The following is a 23,515-nucleotide window of genomic DNA, read 5'->3' as shown; positions in this document are numbered from 1 at the left end:
GCCCAAGCCCATTGACATCCATGACGAACGTTGGCGAAGCTGCAATCGATATGGCGATTCTGCTTCGGGTTGCGCTGGATACTTTTCGGGGGCCTATGCGGAATTTTGGCGGTAGACAATTATTTTCGGCAACCGATCTAATGCGGTTCATGGGATCTGCCTATGCGATGTTGCTCGTCATCATGCACCTGCGAGGCGATGGTCCTGAGCTGGCTCAAGATAGCGACGACGCGGCGTTCCTGCAGAGGCAAGGTGATCTTCATGAAGCAGCTCGCCTGGACCTTCTGAAGGCGTCTGGCCGCAGCGTGATCGAGATCCCTTGTGGAGACTTCGCAGACAACGCCAATGCAACTCAAGCCGCCTTGAGATCGGGTGCCGAGACGAAGGCGAGAGCCAGGCGAACGAGTATCAATGCGAGCGCAGGCGGAACGCGAAAAGTGTGCTGCACCAATGCCTGATTTTCGTATCTCCCCGATCTCGATTGTCAATCAGATCAAGAGCAATCTGCAAGATCGGTACGATTCCGGGTATCCGATCCTCAAGGAGTTACTTCAAAACGCCGACGACGCAGAAGCCAGACGATTCAGACTGGACGTGCTGCCTGGCTGGCCAAGCTCGGTGAATCCATTGCTGCACGGGCCGGGTCTTCTGATCGTGAATGATGGCTTCTTCCGCAGCCAAGACGAGGGCGGAATCACGTCGTTTGGCGAGAGCAGCAAAGCCGCCGACAGTGCGGCGATCGGCAAATTCGGTTTCGGCCAGAAGGCCGTGTTTCACCTCTGCGACGCGTTTATCGTCTGCGCCCGAAGGGAAGACGGCGACACCTTCAACACGGTCGTCAACCCATTCCTGGAGGTGGATGTTGCAGGCAATATCAGCCGGCAGTGGGAGCCTCTCGACTCTGCTGATATCGGGCTTTTGGAAGGGAAGGTCGTCTCAGATTTCCCGGATCGCTACCTCGTTCTTTGGCTGCCGCTGCGCCGGGATGGTATCCAGCCAGCCCCAGGGGTTGGCTTTTCCAGCAATATGCCAACGGCAATAGAGACGATCGGGGAACTCATCCGACCTGACGATTTGCGCGCTGTCCTGACGACGACGCGCTACCTGACATCGATTGAGATTCTAGCAAACGGTGAACCTCGCAGTAGGTTAGAACTCAATTTTGCGCAGGGCCGTTTCGTCGGACCGAACGGTTTGGGCGATGGTGTTTACGCCTTGGGCGGCAAGATCGAAGCTGCGCCTGAAAAATCGACAGCGTCATTTGTCGGGCGTGAAGCGATGGCTCTTGGTGGTCGTCTGGCGGAGCTGAAACGCACGCCGCATTGGCCGCAAACGATAACAGTTCTCAGCTCACATCCCGTCCCGGAGAAGGGAGAGCCGCATGGGGCGGCGACGCTCTTGCGCATCCCCCACACAGCGGGTGTTGCACGCATTGCGCCTGCGCAAATACGCATTTCTTGGGCCGTGTTTCTACCGATCTCCGATGAATCCAGCATCGTCATCCCGCTCGACGACAGCGCGCTCGGCGAGTTCCGTTTCTTGCTACATGGCTATTTCTTCCTCGACAGCGGCCGTCGCCAAATCGAAGGGCTTAATGCTGCCGTCGAAACAGGCGCTCCTACCGATGCTATGGCGTTGCGCCGCGCGTGGAATGCCGAACTTCGTGACTCTGTGGTTCTCCCACTCCTGCCAACTGTGCTGAGAGACGCGCTTGGCGAGGCGATGGTAACATCATCGGAACTCACTCAGGTTGTTTCGGCGCTCGCACGTCATGACTGGTTTCGGCGCAACCGCGACGCCATTTGCCGAGAACATGCGTTGGTGCGTGTGCTTGAAGGGCCAGCCATCGTTTGGCGTGTCGTTCCGGCGGGAGAAACATTGCGTCCGCTGCCGACTTCGGTGGCGGGCGCCCCTCAACGGATTGGGGAATTGTTCGGAACCCTTCGCGCTTGGGCCGAGTCGAGCGCTGCGCATCTCATCGTCGATGTCGGTTCCGCGTTAAGCGCACGACCAACACGCTGGACTGAAGCAGACCTCGACGTAATCTTCTCCGGGATTTCGACGCGTGTGTTTCAATCGCGCGATCTCTCGCGACTTCTTGTCGATTTCCTCGACATGCCGACGCTCAGCGATGCCGAGCATTCCGTGATCGGGCCGCACATAATCACGGCCTTGCGCGCGGCAATGGCGGAAACTCAGGCGCTTGCTCCGTCCGAACTGGTTAAATCGGCTCTTGCCTACGTTCCGCATAGCACGTTGTTCCCGCTTCCGGCATCTGTCGATAACCGGCAAGTCCTGCGTGCGCTGGCATCTGTCCCGGCGATTATCCTACCAGTTCGCGGCGAATGGCTCGACGATGGCCGACGTCCTCCCCGACTATCCGATGGTGACCTCAAGATGTTGCTCACCGCACTCGAACCGCTGATTGAAGGCGATCAGGCGGATCAAGCGGCTACGGCCGCGTTGGCGCTGCTCGCTCAGGCCCAGCGGAATATCTCCGAACTGGCGCGTGATCCCGATTTCGCGTCCATCAAGGTTATGCGTGTGCGGGATGTCCGTATCCGTGGCCCGATTGTGCTGTCGCTCCAAGCGCTTGTTGAACACTCGAGGGCCGGACTCTTGTTCCTAAACTCGCCTCAGGCGAATGCATGGCTGCCTTCACTCGTGGAGGCATTGCCAGAGGTATCCCCGCTGATCGTGGATAGCGGCGCGATGCCTCTCCTTCGAGATGAGGCAAAGCTCGAGCTTCAGTCGGCGGGCAAGGAGTCTGCTTTCTTGCTCATTAACAAAGCTATGAGCTTTGGGCAGATAGGCGCTCGCCAGCGGCTACTCGATGAGATCGGACTCGATAATAGGGATGATCCAGCGGCTGCCCGGCGCCTCTGCGCTGGTATCCACGAAGCGGGATACTCCGTATCGAAGCTTTGGACACTCGACCCGAATCAAAAACGAATTGAACGCATTACCACGGCTCTTGTTGCCCGGAGCCAGCACGAATTTCTTGTCCCGACCGGCATTGCTGATGGACTATCCAGGACGCAACGAAACCACCTTCGTATAGAGGTGCTTGACGCGGCCAATCTGGAAACCTTATTCGAGAAGAACATCGCCGCCATCGCGGAACTGAGCCCTGATGTTTCAGAGCGAGAGGCGGTCCTTGAGGCTGGCCTGCCCGATGATCTGCTGATCCGGTTGCCTATTCACGAAAAGCGGGACGGTACCGTTGGAGATGGAAACGGCATCTTTCGTGAGACGAAAGAATGGCCTGTTCCTGAAGCGTTGCGGGCGGTCGTCTCCATCGCCCAGCCATGCCAAAGCCGGAAGGCGAGGGAACGGCAGGGGCAGCTTATTGGGGCATGGTCCCCATTAAGCCAGATTGAGGTCGCGCTTGATCGCGACGATCCACACCGCTTTCGAGGCGAAATACTCGACGCACTCGCCAAGCTAGAATCTCCCCCCGATGATCGCCTACTAGATGCGCTTCGCACCAAACTGTGGCTTCTGGCGGACGGGCAGCCTGTCGCGCCGCAGGATGTGCTCGCTCTTCCGCCAGCGGTCGATGAAGCCGCGCGATCGCTTCTTTTGAAGAACGAAGAGGCACCCCCGTTCTTGCCCGCTGCAAAGCTAGCCATCGACGTGCGCGATCATCACGGGTTCGAACATCTTGGGAAATGGGTTCTGCCCGACAGGCGCTCGTCATTTGAAGCGCTGGCGCTGATGGTCGAGGATGCGGACATCATCGGACGCCTCGGAACGGCGGATGAGTTTCCGATAGACGATTTTGCGACGTTGGCGAAAGACAGCGGTGATATTGGCTTGTCGGGCTGGCCTCTGCTGGCGGCAGTTCTGATCTCAGAAACTGATTGCGATGACTCCAGAAAGGTTGTCGCGGCATTCACGGAGGTTCACCCCTCCGACGCAAATTTGGCAGGAAGCCACCTCAACCGTCTGGCGATGCTGGCGGAGGAAAACGGGCGGAAAAGCGAGGCGGCACGCAGAGTCTATCGCTACGGATTCAACGTCGTCTCCCGCTGGCCGGAAGATTCTCGCCGTCGGGTGTTCGGTGAGACGCTGGTTCCTACCGAGGCCGGAGATTGGCGCAGTGGCCGGGAGGTCGTCCACGGCGGTGACGGGCTCGATCCGTATTATGTGTTGGCGCGAGACTACGCATCCGCGCTTGGAAAACCTGAAGCATCACCTGCCGAGAGGCATGGCGCCGGATATAAAGTTCACGACTTATCTAAAACCGATCATCGCCGGGGGGAGATCAGGGATGTCGATCTGGCTGCATTGGAATCCAAGTGGGCAGACCAGCATCGGTCGTTCCTCACCACATGGCAGGGACGTGTACCGTCCGACCTAATAATCGTGTATCTCGGCCTGATCGGCCGCAGCGAGCCTTTCTGGCGCCTTGCCAACGAATGGACGATCGACGCGACTGCCGATGTGGACACCCTCTGGGCCGACCTCGACAATCACTTTCACAGAGAAATCCTCTATCCGAATCCGTTGGCGGCTGAGGTCGATCAACGCCGTTTCCTGATCGAGCCGGTCGCGGGCAAGCATGTGCAAGCGGTCGCTCTGTCGGGGGATGTGTTCGACGCGCCGTTGGGTGATCCTGGTAAGGGAATCATCATCGGGAATCTGCACAAGAGCCACGAAGGCATCCGGGCTGATGATGGCAGAGTGCGGTCATTGATCACGCTGCCAGTCAGGCAAGTCGATCCGAGCAGATACGGTCAAAAAGAGGCCAGCGGCATCTTCCGGCGGTTTGTCGAGACAGTCGCGGCGGACTGCCTGTGGCTCGGTATGGAACAACAGCGTGACGCGCTACGGAAGATGTTGGACAGGGCGGTTGAGGTCGATCAATCGACAATAGAGGAAACCGAACGCCTGCTTCGAGACCGGCTCCCCACGATTCTTGCCGAGTTGAAGCTTCCGACCGAGTACCGAACGCAGAAGGTGCTGCGCGAATATCAAGCTGAGGAAACCCACTTCCATCACCTCTCCGCGTCGGCGCAGAAGATGGAAGAGCTGAAAGCGGAGCTATGGCGAAAGGTATCCGACAGCACGCTGGCAACCGAGCTTCTGTCTGCTGTTCGCGCTAAAATTCGAGATTTCGGATATTCCTCCAGCCGGGTTCTGTTCGAGCTTTTCCAGAACGCCGACGATGCCTATCGGCAGCATGGTGAACCTGTGTGGGACGCCCGTTTCCGTATAGAGCCCCTGCCGGGCAACCCAGGTGGATTTCGTGTCGTCCATTGGGGTCGCCCGATCAATCACATGGGGCATGACGCAGAGGAGGGGCGTCGCGTCGGTTACGACCGAGACCTGCTCAATATGCTGCTGATGAACTTCTCCGAGAAACGCCCCGGAGACGATCTCACCGGCAAGTTTGGCTTGGGCTTCAAGAGCGTGCATGTGCTGTCGAATGGTGTCGGCATCGCCAGCGGGTTCATCGCCTTGCGCACGGCCGGTGGCTTTTTGCCGATGCCTTGGCCGGAAGGCATCGACATAGCAGAGGGACGAAAGGCCTCCGACGGCCGAAAGGCGACCGTTATCGAGGTTCCCTTTTCAGTGGAGACGGCTGACAAAGGCGCCAAAGCGATGGCGGCGTTCAAATCCGCCGTGACTTTTCTGCCTGCTTTCGCGCGCACCATCCGCCGCGTCGAAATAGAGGACGACGTTCCCGTGAGCGTTGATTGCTCGTCTTTGCCGCTCCTCGGCGAGAGCCAGGTCATCGTCGTTTCCATGTCAGGCTGGCGCCGCGAGCGAGCCCTGCGCTTCGATCTGTCGTCCGGGTTTGCTCTTTTGCTGCATATCGGCGCCGCCGGACCGGATAGATTTCCCGACGATCTGAACCGACTCTGGAATCTGGCCCCGCTCGAGGTGCCGTCCCGCTCTGGCTGGCTGCTCAACGGTCCTTTCGATGTCGATCCAGGACGCACGGGACTGGCCGGCTCAATGGCTGACCAGACGGAGAAATTCCGAACACTCGGTCGGGTATTGGGAGACCGCCTCCTGAAATTGCACGATCTCGCGGATGTAGACTGGCGCGGATTCTCGGAAAGCCTCGATCTGGATGCCTCCGACGCCTCCAGAACCTTGGCGTGGAGCACCTTTTGGTCTCACCTGTTCGATGTCCTCGCGCCGGACTTCGATGACGATCTGGCCCGACACCTGCACGCCGATGGTCGTGGGTACGGCCACCTCATAGGTCAGCGCCAGGTCGTCCCGACACGTCTGCCAGCCCCATTCGCTTCGTTGGTGAAGGCGTCGGACGCGACCAGTTTCGTCGATGGCGCATTGTCAGACTCCACCTTGCTCGCCAAGGTGCGGGACTGGTCGGCTATGACGGAATTGCGTGGTCGGACCATTGCATCCGATGTAGCCGGGCAACTGAAAAAACTCGGATTTGGGAACATCCATCCCATCCGTCTATCGGATGTGATGGATATCGAGATGGGATCAGAAAGGCGTGTTAACGTCGATCTAGCAATGCGGCTCGGCCAAGTATTGACCCCGGAAGCAGTCGAACATGAGCCGCTAAATCAGGAGCGCCAACAAATTCTGGGTGCCGCGGGAAAAGCATATTTCCGTGCTCAAGATGGTTCGTGGCGTTCCGTCCGAGACCTCAGTTCCGAAGATGCCGGCAGCGATGATGAAAAGCTGCGCTGCGGCTTCGCGCCGGCAAGTGCACTATTGGATCATGGCTATCAAAAAGCTGCGCTCGAATTCTTCAAAACGGCACGCGCGCAATCTGGCTACGGTCCACAAGTGTCTCTTCTTCTGAAATGGGCGAAGGACGCCAACTGCATAGAAAGCCACCGCGCTGTGCTTCGATACATAGTCGACGGCAGCCAAGGACGGACACTGGCCGCCGAAATGCGTGGCGATTTGCCAAGCTGGATTCCTCGACCGTTGGAAAGTCTTCTTACGAGCGCTTTGCTCGAAGCATGGGTGGAGGAAGATAAGAAGCGACTACTCCTTGAGCTTGGTGGTTATAACCTCTTCAGTCTCGCCGATACTTCGCTAGCCTCACCCATACTATCACCGCCTGAGCCTGCAACGGTTCTGAGGGCGATCCATGACTGGTGGCGCGCTGAGGGTTCCGGCCTGCGTGCCATATACGCGGAGAGAGTCTACCCGGAGTCCTTCTTACCATCGCAGCTTCGAGAGGCGCAGGACCGGACTGCATGGTTCACGATGTTCGCCTTGGCCTGTTTCCAGTCGTTTGGTCGCACGCAGGATGGGCAGCATAGAAGCTTTATCGAGACGGGCATCAGAGAAGGTTGGTGGCAAGAACTTTCCGAGTCACGGCCTCCCGATGAGGTGCAGTCATGGCTTGAACGGCTCGAACGATGGAGCGCGCCCGACCATTTCGATCAGCAATATCTGACGTGGCGACGCACATTCGTCGATCTGTATTCCGTTGCACGTTGGCTGGATGAGTATCGCGAGGTTACGGTCAAGCTACCGAGAATTATCGAGGAGCATGGCGTCATCTCTCTCAATGGCGCTTTGCAGCCGAGCTACTGGCCGCCGGCAATGAGCCTTTCCATCGACGCCGCCCCAATAAACCGTTCTCTCGGTGTCGGCATGAACTGGATGATCCGTGAACTGCTGCGGCACGGCACTTATAAGCCGCGCGATGAGCACCTGATGCTTCCCTATGCTTGGGCTCCGTCCCAGCGCGTCCGCGTCCTGTTGAATGAGTTAGGCGCTGATGTCGGTGAGCGGGCGGACAAGGAAGTAAGTCGGACGATCTATGATTTTGTAACGAAACATCTGGGAGACGACCGTCGATTTGAGGGGGATTTCGATCTCCCGCTTCAGTTGATTACGCGGCGTAAGCATCGAGATACTTTAGAAGAATGCTTTGCCGAGGTCGGGAGCGCTCCGCCGGACTTCCTGGATGACGAACATGAATTGGGGGGTGAAGGCGAGATGGGGGACAGTGACGAATGACAGAAGCCCAACCATTGGCCGCTGGTGTTCCTGTCTCCCATCCTCGTCATGGCAATGGGCGCGTCGTGGTGGATATGGGAGCCACCGCCGTCGTTCGTTTCGGCGGGAATGTTGAGCAAGTTCTCAAAAGTGAGATTGTCGAGATACCGTCTCTCTACTCGGCTCTCCGCGTCGGTTCGAACGCCGAACCCATTGATGCGGTAATCCGTGCGCAGGCGCTTGCCATCCGATCCGTCAATGACCAGTGGGGTGTGTTTTCACGCTCGCGTGTGCAGTTGCTTCCTCACCAGCTATGGGTTTGCCGCAAAGTGACCCAAGGATGGCCCTTTCGCTGGCTTGTCGCTGACGACGTGGGACTGGGCAAGACAATCGAATGTGGCCTTGTCCTCATGCCGTTGATCGCATCCGGACGCGTGCGCCGGGTACTGATCCTAGCGCCGGCGAAGCTTGTCCCGCAGTGGCAATTCCGTCTCAAGGATATGTTCGACATTCGGCTCCAACGCTATGTCACGGAGGCGGACACGGCGCGCGGCGATTTCTGGGCGACCGCTTCGATGGTGGCCGCATCCTTCCATACGCTGAGAGACGACCGTCGCGGCGCACGGCAAAGGCTCCTTAACGCCGATCCCTGGGATTTGGTCATTGTCGATGAGGCCCACCACCTCGGCGTGGATGAACGCACCGGCGCGACGTTGGCATATAGCCTTGTCTCCGACCTTCAAGAGCGCGGCAAGATCAACTCCCTGCTGTTTTTCACCGGGACTCCGCACCGTGGAAAGGACTACAGCTTCTTCAGCCTGATGCACCTCGTGCGGCCGGATCTCTTCGACCCGGAGCGTGACCCGCTAGAACAGCTCTCCCAGCTTTCCAAAGTCATGATCCGAAACAACAAGGCGACTGTCACCGATCTCCAGGGACAAAAACTCTTCAAGCCTGTTAACGTCTTCAGCCGGGAATACCAGTATAGCGACGATGAAACGCAGTTCTATCGGACGTTAAGCGAGTTTGTCATCGACGGCCGGGCCTACGCCGCGACCCTTGACGGGCGTGCGCAGACAGCACGGATGCTCGTGCTGATCACACTACAGAAGCTGGCTGCCAGTTCGATCGCGGCAATCCGCAATGCGCTCCGTAAACGTCGAACAATGCTTGCGAACCTCGTTGGCCGTTCAAATGAATCCGTCCCGCTTCCTGATCACGAGCAGGCGACGTTTGACGAATTGGCTGAAGCCGAAGAGGCGCTGCCAGGTTCTGCTGCCGTCTTGCTAATGGAGGACGAAATACAGCGTCTCGACGAGCTGATCGCTCTCGCCGACGCCATAGTCCGAGAGACCAAGATAGAGCGCCTGCTTCAGATGATCTGGGAGGAGTTTGGCCCCGACGAACCGATCTTGCTCTTCACGGAATACAAAGCAACCCAGGCCCTTATCATCAATGCGCTGCATCGCCGGTTCAGGTTTGGTTCGGCTACGTTCATCAACGGGGATGAACGGTTGGATAATCTTGAGCAGGTTTCGGGCTCGGCAAAGACGATCAGCCAGCCTCGCGAGCACGCTGCGGATGCCTTCAATGCGGGAAAAGTGCGATTTCTTGTGTCCACTGAGGCTGGCGGCGAAGGAATCGACCTTCAAGAGCGCTGCGCTGTGCTGGTCCATGCCGATATGCCTTGGAACCCGATGCGACTCCACCAGAGGGTCGGGCGACTATCGCGCTATGGCCAAACGCGACCCGTCTCGGTCTATATTTTGCGAAACCCCCAGACTGTCGAGGCGCGAATCTGGGATTTGCTCAATGCGAAGCTGGAGCGCATTCAGGCTGCTCTCTCCTCGGTGATGGAGGAACGAGAGGATATTTCGCAGTTGGTTATAGGCATGGCCGGCAACTCGCTCTTCAACGAGCTGTTCTCTGGGAGCGAAGGGTTCTACGGTGATCGATTGGGAGCCTGGTTTGATCGCGCCACATCCACGCTCGGCGGGCGCGACGTGGTTGAAACCGTGCGCGAGATGCTGGGCTCCGTGTCGAGATTTGATTTTCAACAAGTCGGAAAAGACCTGCCGAAGGTTGACCTTCCTGACCTGGAGCGATTCTTCACTCAAACTGTTGGCAGGCATGGGCGCCGGATTTTCCGGCGGGATGATGGGCTGGAGATCAGGACGCCGGATGATTGGAAAGCACGCAGCTATGCGCTCCGGGACAAGTACGAGGGACTGGTTTTCGACCGGAGCCTCCGTGGTGCCAATGCCGCCTCTCGGGTTCTGGGGATAGGCCATCCTCTGTTCGACATTGCGCTCGATGATGCGCAGGACATCTCAGCGCGAGCCGTTTCCGTTGAGGGCCTCGGCAACCCGGTGCTGATCCTAGCTGTTGAGGACGAAGTTACCGGGACTGGCTCGCTCGTTCATAGGTTGATTTTCGGGGTTACGGAGACGGACGGGAAGATCGAAGTCTTGCGAGATTGGGAGCTGTTGCAAGCGATGAACGCGCTCACGGTCAAAAGTCCTCCTGGGGCTGGGCCGATGGCTGAGGCTGCTGAAACAGTGATCGCACGCCTCAAACGGGCATTTGATGTTGACATTTCCTCCCATGCGTCAACGCTCCGGCGGCCAATGTCGTGGCCGGAAATGCTCTTCCTTCCGTGCGCGGCAGGCTAGCACCTCACAAGGCAATAGCGAACGTCGTGCTGATCGCTATCGGTTATGGCCGGCCGAAGTAGATCCAGACCGATACTGGATGTCAGCTTTGTCGACCGGTATCTTCGGAGCCGGACTGACAGCTTCTGGCACCTTTACGGAAATCATTTCCGCTCTGTGCATCCATTGGAAACATTACACGCGTGCAGCGATAAGCATGATGCCTCATTATTCGATTGAAGCAGAATGACATGGCCGGCCTGCGACTATCGGTTAGCCGATTGTGTTTTCACAACCTGCTGTCTATCGTGAGATAATTCCTGTCGTTCAGATAGTTAGGTATCCCGATGAAAGCGTTCGAATTTGATCACCAATTGATAGGCGCTTATGAGCACTTTTCGCGTTCGTTCAGTGCGATCCGGGCACCTGACCTAAAATCAGAGATCGACGCCCAGTATGATGCGGGGAAGTTCTGGCCTGACGCCCTGTTGTCACTCAACCCGAAGTTCATGGCCGGGCCGACAGCCGATGAACTTGTTGCAACAGGGGACCTCGACGAGGGTACAGGAAAGGTTTTCCGCTTTGGCAACATACCCCTACGCTTCCATCGACATCAAGCTGAAGCAATTGCGAAGGCGAAGCAGGGCAAGAGCTATGTCGTCACAACTGGTACTGGTTCGGGGAAATCCTTGTGTTTCTTTGTACCGATCGTTGATGCCATCATCAGGGCACGTCGGAAGAACAAGGTTCGGCGAACCGCCGCAATTATCGTCTATCCGATGAACGCCCTGGCGAACAGCCAGATGAAAGAAATTGACAAATTCATTTCCGGCTCTGGCCTGCCCGCCGACCTCAGGCCCGTGGTGAAGCGATATACAGGACAGGAGAGTCGTGAAGAACGCGAGCGAATCGCTGCGGACCCACCGGACATTCTCTTGACGAACTTTATGATGGCTGAATTGCTGCTCACGCGTCAGGATGAACTCGACTCGCAGGTCATCGCGAACGCCGCTGGCCTCGAGTTCATCGTTCTCGATGAACTGCATACTTATCGCGGGCGTCAGGGGGCCGATGTCGCCATCCTCGTTCGGCGGTTGCGTGATAGGTGCTCTCCGGACAAAGAACCGATCTGCATCGGCACCTCGGCAACCATGGCCTCCGAGGGATCGGACGAGAGCCGCGCACTTGCAGTCGCAAAGGTCGCGTCGCGACTTTTTGGTGCCGACATTGGTCCAGACGCGGTCGTCGACGAGTCTTTGCAGCGTGCCACTGATGACGCCTTGAAGGCCGAGCACGTCGTTGGCGCCTTGAGCGCGGTCCTAAGGCGGCCTCTCCCGGAAAATTTGGATGACGAAACTCTGAGGCGCCATCCGCTCTCGGTGTGGACGGAGCTGGAACTCGGATTAGACGATGGTCTCGAACTCCGCAGAAAGAAACCGGTCCCATTTGAAAAGGCCGTCGAAAGGCTGTCGCTGGCCAGTGCGGTCGATGCAGAAACTTGCCGCGACTATCTCGAGAAGTTCCTGACCCGAGTAAGTCTGCCTGAAAATGAGCGTGGCGGCGTAAAGGATGGTGCGTTTCTCGCCTTCAAGCTCCACCGTTTCATCTCCGGCGCAGGAGAGATTTTTACGACGCTCGCAGCCAGACCCCGGCGGGTTCTTTTTGAAGGTCAGCTTGAGGATCCCGAAGCACCAGGCAATCGCCTGTATCCCACCCGGTTTTGCCGAAGCTGCGGCCAAGAGTACCATGTCGTGACGAAGGTCGACGATGATGGGAAGCTGCGCTTCTTGCCCCGAAGCATCGACGACACACCGCTCGACACAGAGGAAGACGAAGTCGCGGGCTATCTCTGTCCAGTGAATCCTGATGATACTGAGTTTCAATTCACTGGCGAGCTTGAGGGGTATCCTGAAAGCTGGCGGGAAGAAAAGAAGGGCATCGAACGGCTAAGAGGCTATCGCAAAAAGCGTGTGCCGGTATCCTACGTTGTTGGTGCTGATGGCCGTCATGGGGCAGGCGGGAATGACTTCTGGTTCATTCCCGGGAAGTTCGCCTTCTGCGTTTGCTGTCACGACGAGCCCACGCAAGGTATGCGTGAACGCAGCAAGCTTGCCGGTCTCTCTGGTGAAGGGCGTAGCTCTGCAACAACGCTGCTCGTGGCCAGTGCCCTGGAGTGGATGAACAGACCGGGCAGCGCCGTGACGGAGACGAAGCGCAAACTGTTGGGCTTCACAGACAATCGTCAGGATGCGGCACTGCAGTCGGGCCATTTCAACGACTTCCTGTTCGTAAGCCTGTTGCGCGGCGCCATCCTTCGTGCGGTAATCTTTGCCGGTTCCGGAGGTCTCGGAGAAGACGAGTTCGGCATTCAGGTGGTGAAGGCACTAGGCTTCACCGCTGCCAACAAGGAGGCGCGGCAGCATTGGCTGCTGGACGCGACTGCTGGCGCTATAATTCGGGAAGACGCACAGCGTTCGCTTGCAAAGGTGCTCGCTCATCGTGTCTGGACAGACCTACGCCGTGGTTGGCGTTTCACCAACCCCAGCCTGTCTGTTCTTAACCTAATCGATGTGAATTTCCTCGGTCTCGAGGAGCTCGCGCAAGATCGCGAACGCTTCATGGCGATCCATCCCGCGCTAGGTGATCTGGATAATGGTCAGCGGCAGGCAATTCTCAAAGCGATTTTGTCCGCGATGCTCGAAGGCCTGGCCGTTCAGACGGAGGCCTTGGATCTGACGCTTCTTGATGGTGTGGCACAGAAATCTCGGATGCTGCTACGTGCGCCTTGGGCAATCGACCAGAAGGAAAATCCGAGAGCACGCTCTTCGCTGGTCCTGCGCGCGGGCAGCAGGAATGTCGTCACGCTGCGTGAAGAGCAAACTCTTCTGCGGGCTGGTCCCAATTCCAGAGTCGCGAGGCTTGTGAACCGGAAATCCGTCCTCGGCACGAAACTGAACAAGGATGAGTATTACGAGTTTATGGAGGGGATGCTTACATTTTTGAGCGATGAAGGACTGCTTGTACCCGTCGAGCTTGATAGTGACGTGTCAGGCTGGCGCCTGTCGCCATCCGCCGTCCGGCTCATTCCGGGGCCGGCTGTTTCTGATGAAACCCAGCGTGGCAACCGATACTTCCATGACCTTTATAGCACGATCGCGAACGACCTGGGCGACGGGCGTAGTCCCTACTGGGGCCTGGAGGGGCGCGAACATACTGCGCAGGTTTCACAGAAACAGCGCGAATGGCGTGAGTGGCGGTTCCGGTTCGAACAGGATGATATTGAACATCTGGCGACATCGGAGCACCGCACGGAAATTCGGGCAACCGGCGAGTCTGACCGTTTCTTGCCAGCGCTATTCTGCTCACCCACAATGGAACTCGGCGTTGACATCTCGGCCTTGAGCGCCGTGTACTTGCGTAACGTGCCGCCCACGCCGGCGAACTACGCACAAAGGGCTGGACGGGCTGGACGTTCTGGCCAGGCCGCGGTCGTCGTGACATACTGCGCTTCGGGCTCTCCGCATGACCAATACTTCTTCGAACGGCGCAATGATATGGTTGCTGGGGTTGTTCGGCCCCCGGCGCTTGACATCACGAATGAAGAGCTAGTTCGGTCACACCTTCATGCGGTGTGGCTGGCAGAATCAAAACTGGCGATTTCCCCGGATATTCCGGAGATTCTCGACCTTCACGGTAATAAGTTCCCGCTGAAGGAGGAGGTTCTGGCGGTAATTGCAAAGCCCGCACTTGTTTCGCGTACACTAGGCCCGATGGCGCGTGTTCTGAAACAGATTCTGGCTTCCGATGGTGGTAGCACCCCAATCTGGATGGAAGATCCGCACGAGTTCGTCCTTCACACAGCCATGAACGCACCGCGGGAGCTTGATCGGGCATTTGACCGTTGGCGTGAGCTCTATAGCTCCGCAAGAACGCAGTTGGCCGAGGCGAACAAGCGCTCTGAAATGACCGGCCTATCGGGAGCGGACCGACGCAAGATCAAGGCTGCGCAAATGCAGGCTCAGGATCAAATCGCTATCCTCGAACAAGGCAAAGCCTCGAATGGATCCGATTTCTATTCGTATCGGTATCTGGCGACGGAAGGCTTTTTGCCTGGATACAATTTCCCACGCCTGCCGCTATACGCGTTTGTTCCCGGAGACGGGAAGACTGGGTCTTTCTTGTCGAGGGCCCGTTTCCTTGCAATTTCCGAATTTGGACCGAGAAGTCTGATTTACCATGAAGGCCGCGCCTACCGGGTTGTGAAGGCTAAGCTGCCGCCAGAGGTTCGCCAAGGCGATGGATCGGAATTGGCGACAAAGGACATCTACATTTGCTCGAACTGTGGCGCGTCCCACGAAGGTGAAGTGGAGCGCTGCCACGGGTGCAACAACCACATGGCAGGAGAGGTACCTATCAAGAAGACGCTTCGCATTGACAATGTAGAAGCGGCTCCGACTGAGCGGATCACGGCGAACGATGAAGAACGAGTTCGGCAAGGTTTTGATATCCAGACTGTGTTCTCTTGGCCGAGGAAGGACGGTCAGGTCCAGGTCACTGACGCCGAGTTCGTATGCGAGGAAACCTCCTTGCTGGCCCTTCAATACGCTAATAGCGCCGAAATCAGCCGCTTGAACAAGGGCTTGAAGCGTAGAAGGGACCAGACCGTTTTTGGCTTCCATATTGATCCTAGGTCTGGTTACTGGGCGAAATCGGAGGACGAGGATAGCGACACCGATGTGCCGCCGGACGTGGTGAAACCAGTCAGAATAGTTCCAATCGTTCGTGACAGAAAGAATGCCTTGCTGTTCCGCTTTGAAAAGCCCGAACAATACGAGCCGGAAACGATCGCCACTATCCAACATGCCTTGCTGCGTGGGATCGAGGTGGTCTTCCAGCTTGAGGAGGGCGAAATCCTGAGCGAGCCGCTACCCGCAAGAGACAACCGTCGAACAATTCTCACATACGAGGCGACCGAGGGCGGTGCCGGTGTGCTTACGCGCTTGATGGACGACGGAAAAGCAATCAATGAGGTCGCGAGGACCGCACTGAAGCTGATGCATTTCGAGAATGTGGATGCCGCGATTGCCGCAGGTGATGCAGGTCTGCTGCAGGAGAAAGAGAATGGGAGTTGTGTACGTGGCTGCTACCGCTGTCTTCTATCCTACTTCAATCAACCGGACCACGAGCTGATCAATCGTGCGAGCCCGGAAGTGGCGCAGTTCATGATCGATCTCAGCCGGGGGAAGATTTCCCAAGCAGTAAAGGCAGCAGCCGGCGCAGATGTCTCACCATGGCCTGAGGGGTTCGGGGCAGCCGGTCTTCCTCAAATCGATACGATGCCCGCGCGATTTGGAGGCATTGAGTTAGAGTTTGTGTGGCGTGCGTTCGCGGTTGCTGCGACGACCAAAGAACTTACAGAGGAAGTTGAAGCGGATGCTGTGAGCAAGGGCTGGGTTGTATGCAAATTGCCAGAATCCCCGTCCTCCGGGCTGCCGGACGGTTTCATCAAGAATTTTGAAGGTTGATATGAGTTTGAATTTTACTCCTGGAGACCTAGTCAAAGCGCGCGGCCGTGAATGGGTAGCGTTGCCGCCGCCCGGGGAGGGGCTTCTTGCTCTACGCCCTCTCTCAGGTAACGAAAACGACATCGTCGTTCTCGCACCGGATCTCGAACTAACACCTGTCGAAGCTGCTCGCTTTGACTTGCCAGACGATGCTCGCCCAACAGTCCAGTCGAAGGCGGCGCTGCTTGCGGATGCGCTCCGGCTAACCCTTCGTCGCGGCGCAGGTCCATTCCGGTCGGCCGCGCAGCTCGCATTCGAGCCGCGCAGCTACCAACTTGTCCCCTTGTTGATGGCTTTGCGTCTTCAGGTGCCGCGCCTCCTGATTGCCGACGACGTCGGCATCGGCAAGACGATTGAAGCCGGCCTGATTCTACGCGAACTGATGGATCGTGGTGAGGTTGACGCCTTTTCGGTGTTATGCCCACCTCATCTCGTTGATCAGTGGATCATCGAGCTGAAGGATAGATTCGGGATCGATGCTGTTTCCGTCACTTCCGGAACGGCTGCCCGTCTTGAGCGAAATCTGCCTTTGGCGCAGACACTGTTCGATGCCTACCCCTTCACAGTGGTCAGTCTCGACTACATCAAGGCTGAAAAGCGTCGTGATGGTTTTGCCAGGGCATGCCCGGATTTCGTGATTGTTGATGAAGCGCATGCCTGCGTCGGCACGCATAAATTGAGGCAGCAGCGCTTCGACTTGCTGCAAGGGCTTTCGCGCGATCCCGAGCGGCGAATGGTACTGCTGACCGCAACGCCGCATTCAGGGGATGAAGAAGCGTTCGCACGGTTGCTGTCATTGATCGACAGGGAGTTCGGTACCGTGAACTTCGATGATGCCAAATATCGAGAGCGGCTTTCCAGACATTACGTCCAACGCAGACGCGTCGACCTCGTAGAAGGGGCATGGGACGAAAATCGTGCCTTTCCCAAGCACGAGACCACTGAATACTCGTATCGTTTGAGCGACCAACATCGAGCATTCCATGAGGCAGTACTCGACTATTGCTTCTCGGTTGTCGCTCGGGCGGGTGATACGCAAAGAGATCGTCGCCTCGCCTTCTGGGGCACGCTCGCGTTGATGCGCTGTGTTGGATCTTCGTCCGCTGCGGCCATGAGCGCGCTGCGAAACCGGGCGTCCAACGAAGATGACCGTCTGGAACCGCAGATCTTTGACGAGGATGGTGACGACGAAGACGCTGTCGATATCGAGCCAAATACTGTCTTCTCCAACGATCCCGCGCTCCAAGGGCTGCTTGACAAGGCCAGCGCGCTACTTTTAGCGGATGATCCAAAGCTGAACGCCCTTATCAAGGCCCTCAAACCTTTGATCAAAGAGGGCGCGAACCCCGTCGTGTTCTGCCGCTACCTCGCGACAGCGGAACATGTGAAGGAAGGGCTTCGCAAAGCCTTTCCCAAGCAGAACGTCCAGGCGGTGACGGGAGAGCTAACACCCGACGAACGCCGCGACCGCATTGCCGAAATGGCAACCGGAAATGCTGACACCGCTGACCAACGGATCCTAGTTGCAACCGATTGCCTATCAGAGGGTGTCAACCTTCAGCAATTGTTCGACACGGTGATCCATTACGATCTTTCCTGGAATCCAACACGCCATCAACAACGTGAAGGGCGCGTGGATCGCTTCGGCCAGCCTGCCGAGATCGTGCGGTCGATCATGATGTTTTCACCCGATAGCGGGATCGATGGCGCTGTGCTTGACGTGATCCTTCGTAAGGCGGAGGAAATTCGCAAGGCGACTGGTGTGACTGTTCCTCTCCCTGATGAGCGTGGGCCGGTGACCGATGCGCTGATGGCCGCGGTGATGCTTCGCCGCGGCGGTGGAGTCCATCAGCAGCTCACCCTCGACCTGCAACTAACCAACGGCGTCCAAGTGATGGAAACCCGTTGGCGCGATGCAAGCGAAAACGAAAAGCGGTCGCGTGCTCGATTTGCGCAGAATGCCATGAAGCCGAGTGAAGTCGCCCCGGAATGGGAGAAGGTCAAATCTCTGCTCGGATCGCCCGAAGAAACGCTTGAATTTGTCGAACGAGCCATGTCGCGGTTCGGGGTTCCGCTTGAAAAGAAGAAGTCACTGCAGCTAGCACATGTGCATGCTCTTCAGCCTAGTCTGAAAGAAAAGCTGGAACAACGGGGCCTTAAGGGATCCCTCAAACTCGCAATGCAGGAGCCGGCTCCGTCAGGGACATCCGTCCTGACCCGAACGCACCCGCTGACCTCTTCGTTGGCGGAATGCCTTCTCGAGGCCTCGCTTGATAGTGAAGCGTTGCCGGACTTGGGTATCGGTCGCGTGGGCGCTTGGCCGAGTGCCGCTGTCTCCCAGATGACGCGCGTTGTCCTCTTGCGCATTCGCTACAAGCTAACGGTTCATGCAAGGCGCGAACGCTTGCTGCTGGCGGAAGAAGCAGCACTCGTTGCACTCGACAGTAACACCGTCATCACTTCCGGCACCAAGGCGCGCGAGCTGCTCGCCTCTCCTGCGACTGCGGACTTGGCACCAGTTGCCCGTGATCGTATGATCAACGCGGCACGGGTGGCACTCCCAGATCTGCTGTCTGGTCCGATTGCTGAATTTGTGCGAAAGCGCGCCGCAGAGCTGGTTGAAGACCATTCGCGTTTGCGCGCCGCCGCTGGTTCGGCGTCTCGTGTCAGTGTCGAGCCCATCATTCCCCCTGATGTCATTGGCCTCTTCGTGCTTGTTCCGGGTGAGGTGTAGTCATGGCACGCAAAACCATCACCGATATGTCGTCATGGCCATCGCTGAGTCTTGAAGGCAACCTGATCGCTCCCGCGATGATCTCCAAGATCGATCAGCGCCAGGCTCCCGAGCAGTCCCCTGAGGACTATTCGGTTCGCAAGGGTCTGCAGATCCGCGAGGAAATCGCGACGGCCTTTCGTGTAGGGCAATCGCATTTCGACGCCTTTGCGAAGATCGAGCGCCCGTCGGCTGCCGCAACCTCACGCTTTTTCTCCGGGTTTTTGAAGGAGACGTTCGGGTATGCCGACATCGTTGCCGCATCGGCACCGATTTCTCTGTCGACGTCCGGCCGGGTGCCTATCGTGGTTGTCCCGCCTCAAGAGCAGCTTGACCGCCGCAGCCCGACGCTTTCGACGGACCGGTCGCGCTCCCCGGCTTTCGCTCTTCAGGATTATCTGAACGACAGCGAAGATGCCCTTTGGGGCATCGTGACCAACGGCGTGCAGTTGCGCCTGATGCGCGACAATGCCTCGCTGACAAGGCCCGCTTACATCGAGGCCGATCTCACCCAGATGTTCATGAACGAAGACATCGCGTCCTTCGCTGTACTATGGCTTCTGATTCACCGATCCCGCTTCGGCGCAGCCGGTGCCCCGGCAGCGGATTGCGCTCTGGAGCTATGGCGCGACGCTGGCTCGAAGGAAGGTGAAGCCGCTCGTGACCGCTTGGCCCTTCAGGTGAAAGATGCCCTCAAGCTTCTCGGGTCCGGCTTTCTGGAGGCCAACCCCGATCTTGCAGCGAAACTGCACTCTGGCGAAGTAAACCTCACCGAATGGTTCAACGAACTGCTGCGCCTCGTCTACCGTCTGATCTTTCTCATGGTTGCTGAGGATCGAAATCTTCTTCACCCAGACAAGTCAAAGCCCGAGGCCCGCAGCCTCTACGCCGAAGGCTACTCACTGCAGTCGCTGCGCAAGCAATGCTATCGCGCCGCGACCTGGGACAAGCACCATGACCGCTACGAGGGCATGAAGGTCGTCTTCCGGGCCCTCACGCGCGGCCAGCCCGCCCTCGAACTTCCGGCTCTTGGCGGCCTTTTCGCCGAGGACAAGCTGCCTCATCTCGAAACCGCCCGTCTGCGCAACCGCGCCTTCATGGAGGCTCTCTACCGCCTGGCTTGGCTGTCGGACAAGAACGGCATGGTGCCGGTCAACTGGCGCGCGATGGAAACCGAGGAACTGGGTTCGGTTTACGAATCCCTCCTCGAACTCCAGCCGCAACTGGGTGGGGACGGCAAGACGCTTGTCTTCGCCTCCGAGTCAGCCGAGCAGAGGGGTAACCAGCGCAAAACCACCGGCTCTTACTACACGCCAGACAGCCTCGTTCAGGCACTTCTCGACACCGCGCTCGATCCGGTCCTCGACAAGACCGAGGCCGGAGCGGACGATCCCGCCAAGGCACTGCTGAAGCTCTCGGTCATCGACCCCGCCTGTGGCTCGGGCCACTTCCTGCTGGCTGCCGCCCGCCGCATCGCCACGCGGCTGGCCCGCATTCGCGCGGAGGGCACCCCTTCGCTGGCCGACTTCCGCCATGCGCTGCGCGATGTCGCGCGCTGCTGCATTTACGGGGTGGACCGCAACCCGATGGCAGTGGAGCTGACCAAGGTCGCGCTGTGGATCGAGACGGTAGACCCCGGCCTTCCCCTCGGCTTCTTCGATGCGCAGATCCGCTGCGGCGATGCACTGCTGGGGGTGTTTGACCTAAAGGTGCTGCAGGACGGCATCCCCGATGCCGCCTACAAATCGCTGACCGGCGATGACAAGGACACCGCGAAATACTACCTGCAGGCCAACCGCGCCGCGATCTCGGGTCAGGGAGGGTTCGATTTCGGCACCGGGCAGGTCGGTATGCCCGAGATGAAACCGCTGGCACTGGATTTCTCGGGCTTCCGCGATCTGCCCGAGGATACGGTGGAACAGATCGGGGCCAAGGCCGCGCGGTTCAAGGAGCTACGCAAGGGGAAGGCCTTTGTCCGGGCGACGGTGGCGGCGAACCTCTATGTCGCGGCTTTCCTGCTGCCGAAAGTCGGAGGCGCACCGGCAGGGGCTTCGGCCCGCACCGTGCCGACGACTGAGGAACTGTGGTTGGCCCTCAATCAGGGCAATATCCGGCCCTCAACGATGGACGCCTCCAAGGCCGCCCGCCGTGCCCGCGCCTTTCATTGGCCACTGGAGTTCCCCGACGTGATGCAGCGCACCGGATTCGACGTTGTGCTGGGCAACCCGCCATGGGAGCGGATCAAGCTGCAGGAGCAGGAATTCTTTGCGGCCCTTTCGCCCGAGATCGCCAATGCACCGAACAAGGCCGCGCGGGACAAGTTCATCAAGGCTTTAGAAAAGGCCCCATCTGGCAGCGCGGAACGTGCCCTCTCAGATGCTTTCAAGACCGCAAAACGCGAGGCCGAGGCAACCAGCGAGTTCGTCCGTGTTGCAGGTGAAGATGGTGGACGATTTGCACTGACCGGTCGAGGAGATGTGAACACATACGCGCTGTTTGCAGAACTATTCGCCAATCTCTCACGCCTGCGCGCTGGTGTGATCGTGCCTACCGGCATTGCAACTGATGCTACAACCGCGCCCTTCTTCGCGCACATAGTAGAGAAACGACGGCTCGCGATGTTTGTCGATTTCGAAAACCGCGCCGGGCTATTCCCAGCCGTTCATAGTGCAATGAAGTTCACCTTGCTGACCTTAGGCCGTGATGAACAGCATGCGCACTTCGCATTTTATCTTAATGCTCCGTCGCAGTTGTCGGAGGCGGAGCGCAATTTTACTCTCTCACCTCAGCAAATTTCTGCAATTAATCCTAACACAAAGACCGCACCAGTATTTAGATCCCGGACAGATGCAGAATTGACGGCGAAGATCTATAAAAGCTCTCGCGTCTTGATTGATGACTCAAGTGTCCCGACCTCAAATCCATGGAGCGCTGATTTTCACACGCGGATTTGGCACATGGCGGAAGACGCTGAGTGGTTTAGGTCCGCCGATCAATTGTCAAAGTCGGGTTTTCTGCGAGAAAAACAAGATTGGATATCGCCTGCATCCGACGCGACGAGGCATGACGGCAATTCAACGCGTTACGTTCCTCTTTACGAGGCAAAAATGTGCACGTTCTTCGATCATCGATCAGCCGGGTATGGTCAACGCGGTGACGATCGAGGAAATCGCGTTTTGCCAGAGACGTCGTTGGCTGAACGGCAAGATCCAAGCTTTGAGCCTGAACCTTTCTATTGGGTCCCTTACGATGAGGTGCGGGCGCGCCTGAGCTCAAAGAGTTGGGAAAGAAAATGGCTAGTCGGTTGGCGAGATATTACTGCAAGCACAAATGAAAGAACTCTTGTTTGTAGTATTATTCCGGCGGTGGGCAATGGAAACAAATTTCTTCTGATTTTTCCAAGAACTGCCCCCCCTCTGATTGCGTGCCTCTATGCAAATTTGGCGAGTCTTTGCACAGACTTTATCGCAAGGCAAAAAGTTGGTGGGATTTCATTAACTCTGTTCACGTTTCGTCAGCTACCCGTTTTCTCACCCGATTTCTACACCGAACTCCGCCTTGCCTTCATCATCCCGAAAGTCCTGGAACTCACTTACACCTCGCACAGCCTCGCCCCCTTCGCCCGCGATCTAGGCTACGGCGGCCCGCCTTTCGCCTGGGATGAGGACCGCCGTGCTCAGCTCCGCGCTGATCTCGACGCCTTCTACGCCCGCGCCTACGACTTGACCCGCGACGAGCTGCGCTACATCCTCGATCCAGCCGATATGAAGGGTCCCAACTATCCCTCGGAAACCTTCCGCGTCCTCAAGGAAAAAGAAAACCGTCAATACGGCGAATACCGCACCCGCCGCCTCGTCCTCGAGGCATGGGATCGGATGCAGCAAGACGGAACGTTCGCCGTTCTCGGAATGGCCAATGCTGTATCTGCCACGGCGCGGCCGATCCAGCTTCCGCAGCTTGGACAGTTCTCTAATGCAGTATGGGCCTGGCCGCACGGGATAAGTGAGCGCGATCGGGTGCGCGCTCAGCTTCGTGCCCTAGTAGGTATTTTGCCAGAGCCGTCCGACCTTCGCCGCGTCCGTTTGGCCGCGTTGGCCTGTTTGCAGCCAGGTTTGCTTGATGGGTTCCTTTCGGAAGCGGATCGTCGTGAATGGAAACGTCTTGTGGCACATCCAGAGGGCTTGACCCAGCTCGTTCCACCGACAAATGCAGCGTGGGGTGCAGCTTTCAACGAGCTCGTCTCATCAGCCGTACTGGATGTGTCGCCCGATGGCAGCCGCTGGGGTGCTGGCGTAAGGCTCGACCGCTCAACCCTGAATGCAAACGATCCTTCTATCGGTCGCGCACTTTTCGCCTGGTCACGGCTCGAGGGCGTTGATCTGGATCAGGGGCTCGGCCAGGTGCCATCGGCAATCTTGCCTTTCATCCGGGAGGGACGTCTTGCAGCCTGACCTATTTCAGCCAGATGAGATTGAGTTCACCTCGCCAGGAAGTCAGCAAGGCCCACGCCTTTGGGTTCGGCGCATAGCGCTCTGGCAGGATAGTAAGACCCTGTTGCGCAACATTTCGCTTCGGCCCGG

General features: G+C 57.9%; 6 protein-coding genes. All 6 read left to right on the top strand.

Annotated elements, in window-relative coordinates; translation table 11 throughout:
* Positions 1-20: 20 nt before the first annotated feature.
* Positions 21-458, top strand: a complete 438-nt coding sequence (locus IFT59_RS12755; protein WP_192087015.1) for a hypothetical protein — start codon at positions 21-23, stop codon at positions 456-458.
* Positions 451-7,968 (top strand): sacsin N-terminal ATP-binding-like domain-containing protein, encoded by a 7,518-nt coding sequence (locus IFT59_RS12750; RefSeq protein WP_192087014.1) that lies wholly within the window; start codon positions 451-453, stop codon positions 7,966-7,968. Before IFT59_RS12755 ends, IFT59_RS12750 begins: the two co-directional genes overlap by 8 nt.
* Positions 7,965-10,619: a DEAD/DEAH box helicase gene (locus IFT59_RS12745; RefSeq protein WP_249407536.1), complete on the top strand. Its 2,655-nt coding sequence runs from the start codon at positions 7,965-7,967 to the stop codon at positions 10,617-10,619. Before IFT59_RS12750 ends, IFT59_RS12745 begins: the two co-directional genes overlap by 4 nt.
* A gap of 326 nt (positions 10,620-10,945) precedes the next feature.
* Positions 10,946-16,123, top strand: a complete 5,178-nt coding sequence (locus IFT59_RS12740) for a DEAD/DEAH box helicase (protein ID WP_192087013.1) — start codon at positions 10,946-10,948, stop codon at positions 16,121-16,123.
* 1 nt (position 16,124) lies between these two features.
* Positions 16,125-18,896, top strand: a complete 2,772-nt coding sequence (locus tag IFT59_RS12735; protein ID WP_192087012.1) for a DEAD/DEAH box helicase — start codon at positions 16,125-16,127, stop codon at positions 18,894-18,896.
* Positions 18,897-18,898: 2 nt separating this feature from the next.
* On the top strand, positions 18,899-23,386 hold the full coding sequence (locus IFT59_RS12730) for an Eco57I restriction-modification methylase domain-containing protein (protein ID WP_192087011.1): 4,488 nt from the start codon (positions 18,899-18,901) through the stop codon (positions 23,384-23,386).
* The last annotated feature ends 129 nt before the right edge of the window (positions 23,387-23,515 follow it).

Source organism: Rhizobium sp. CFBP 8752 (assembly GCF_014842035.1).
Classification (GTDB): domain Bacteria; phylum Pseudomonadota; class Alphaproteobacteria; order Rhizobiales; family Rhizobiaceae; genus Neorhizobium; species Neorhizobium soli.
This window is presented reverse-complemented; position numbering and strand designations above follow the sequence as displayed.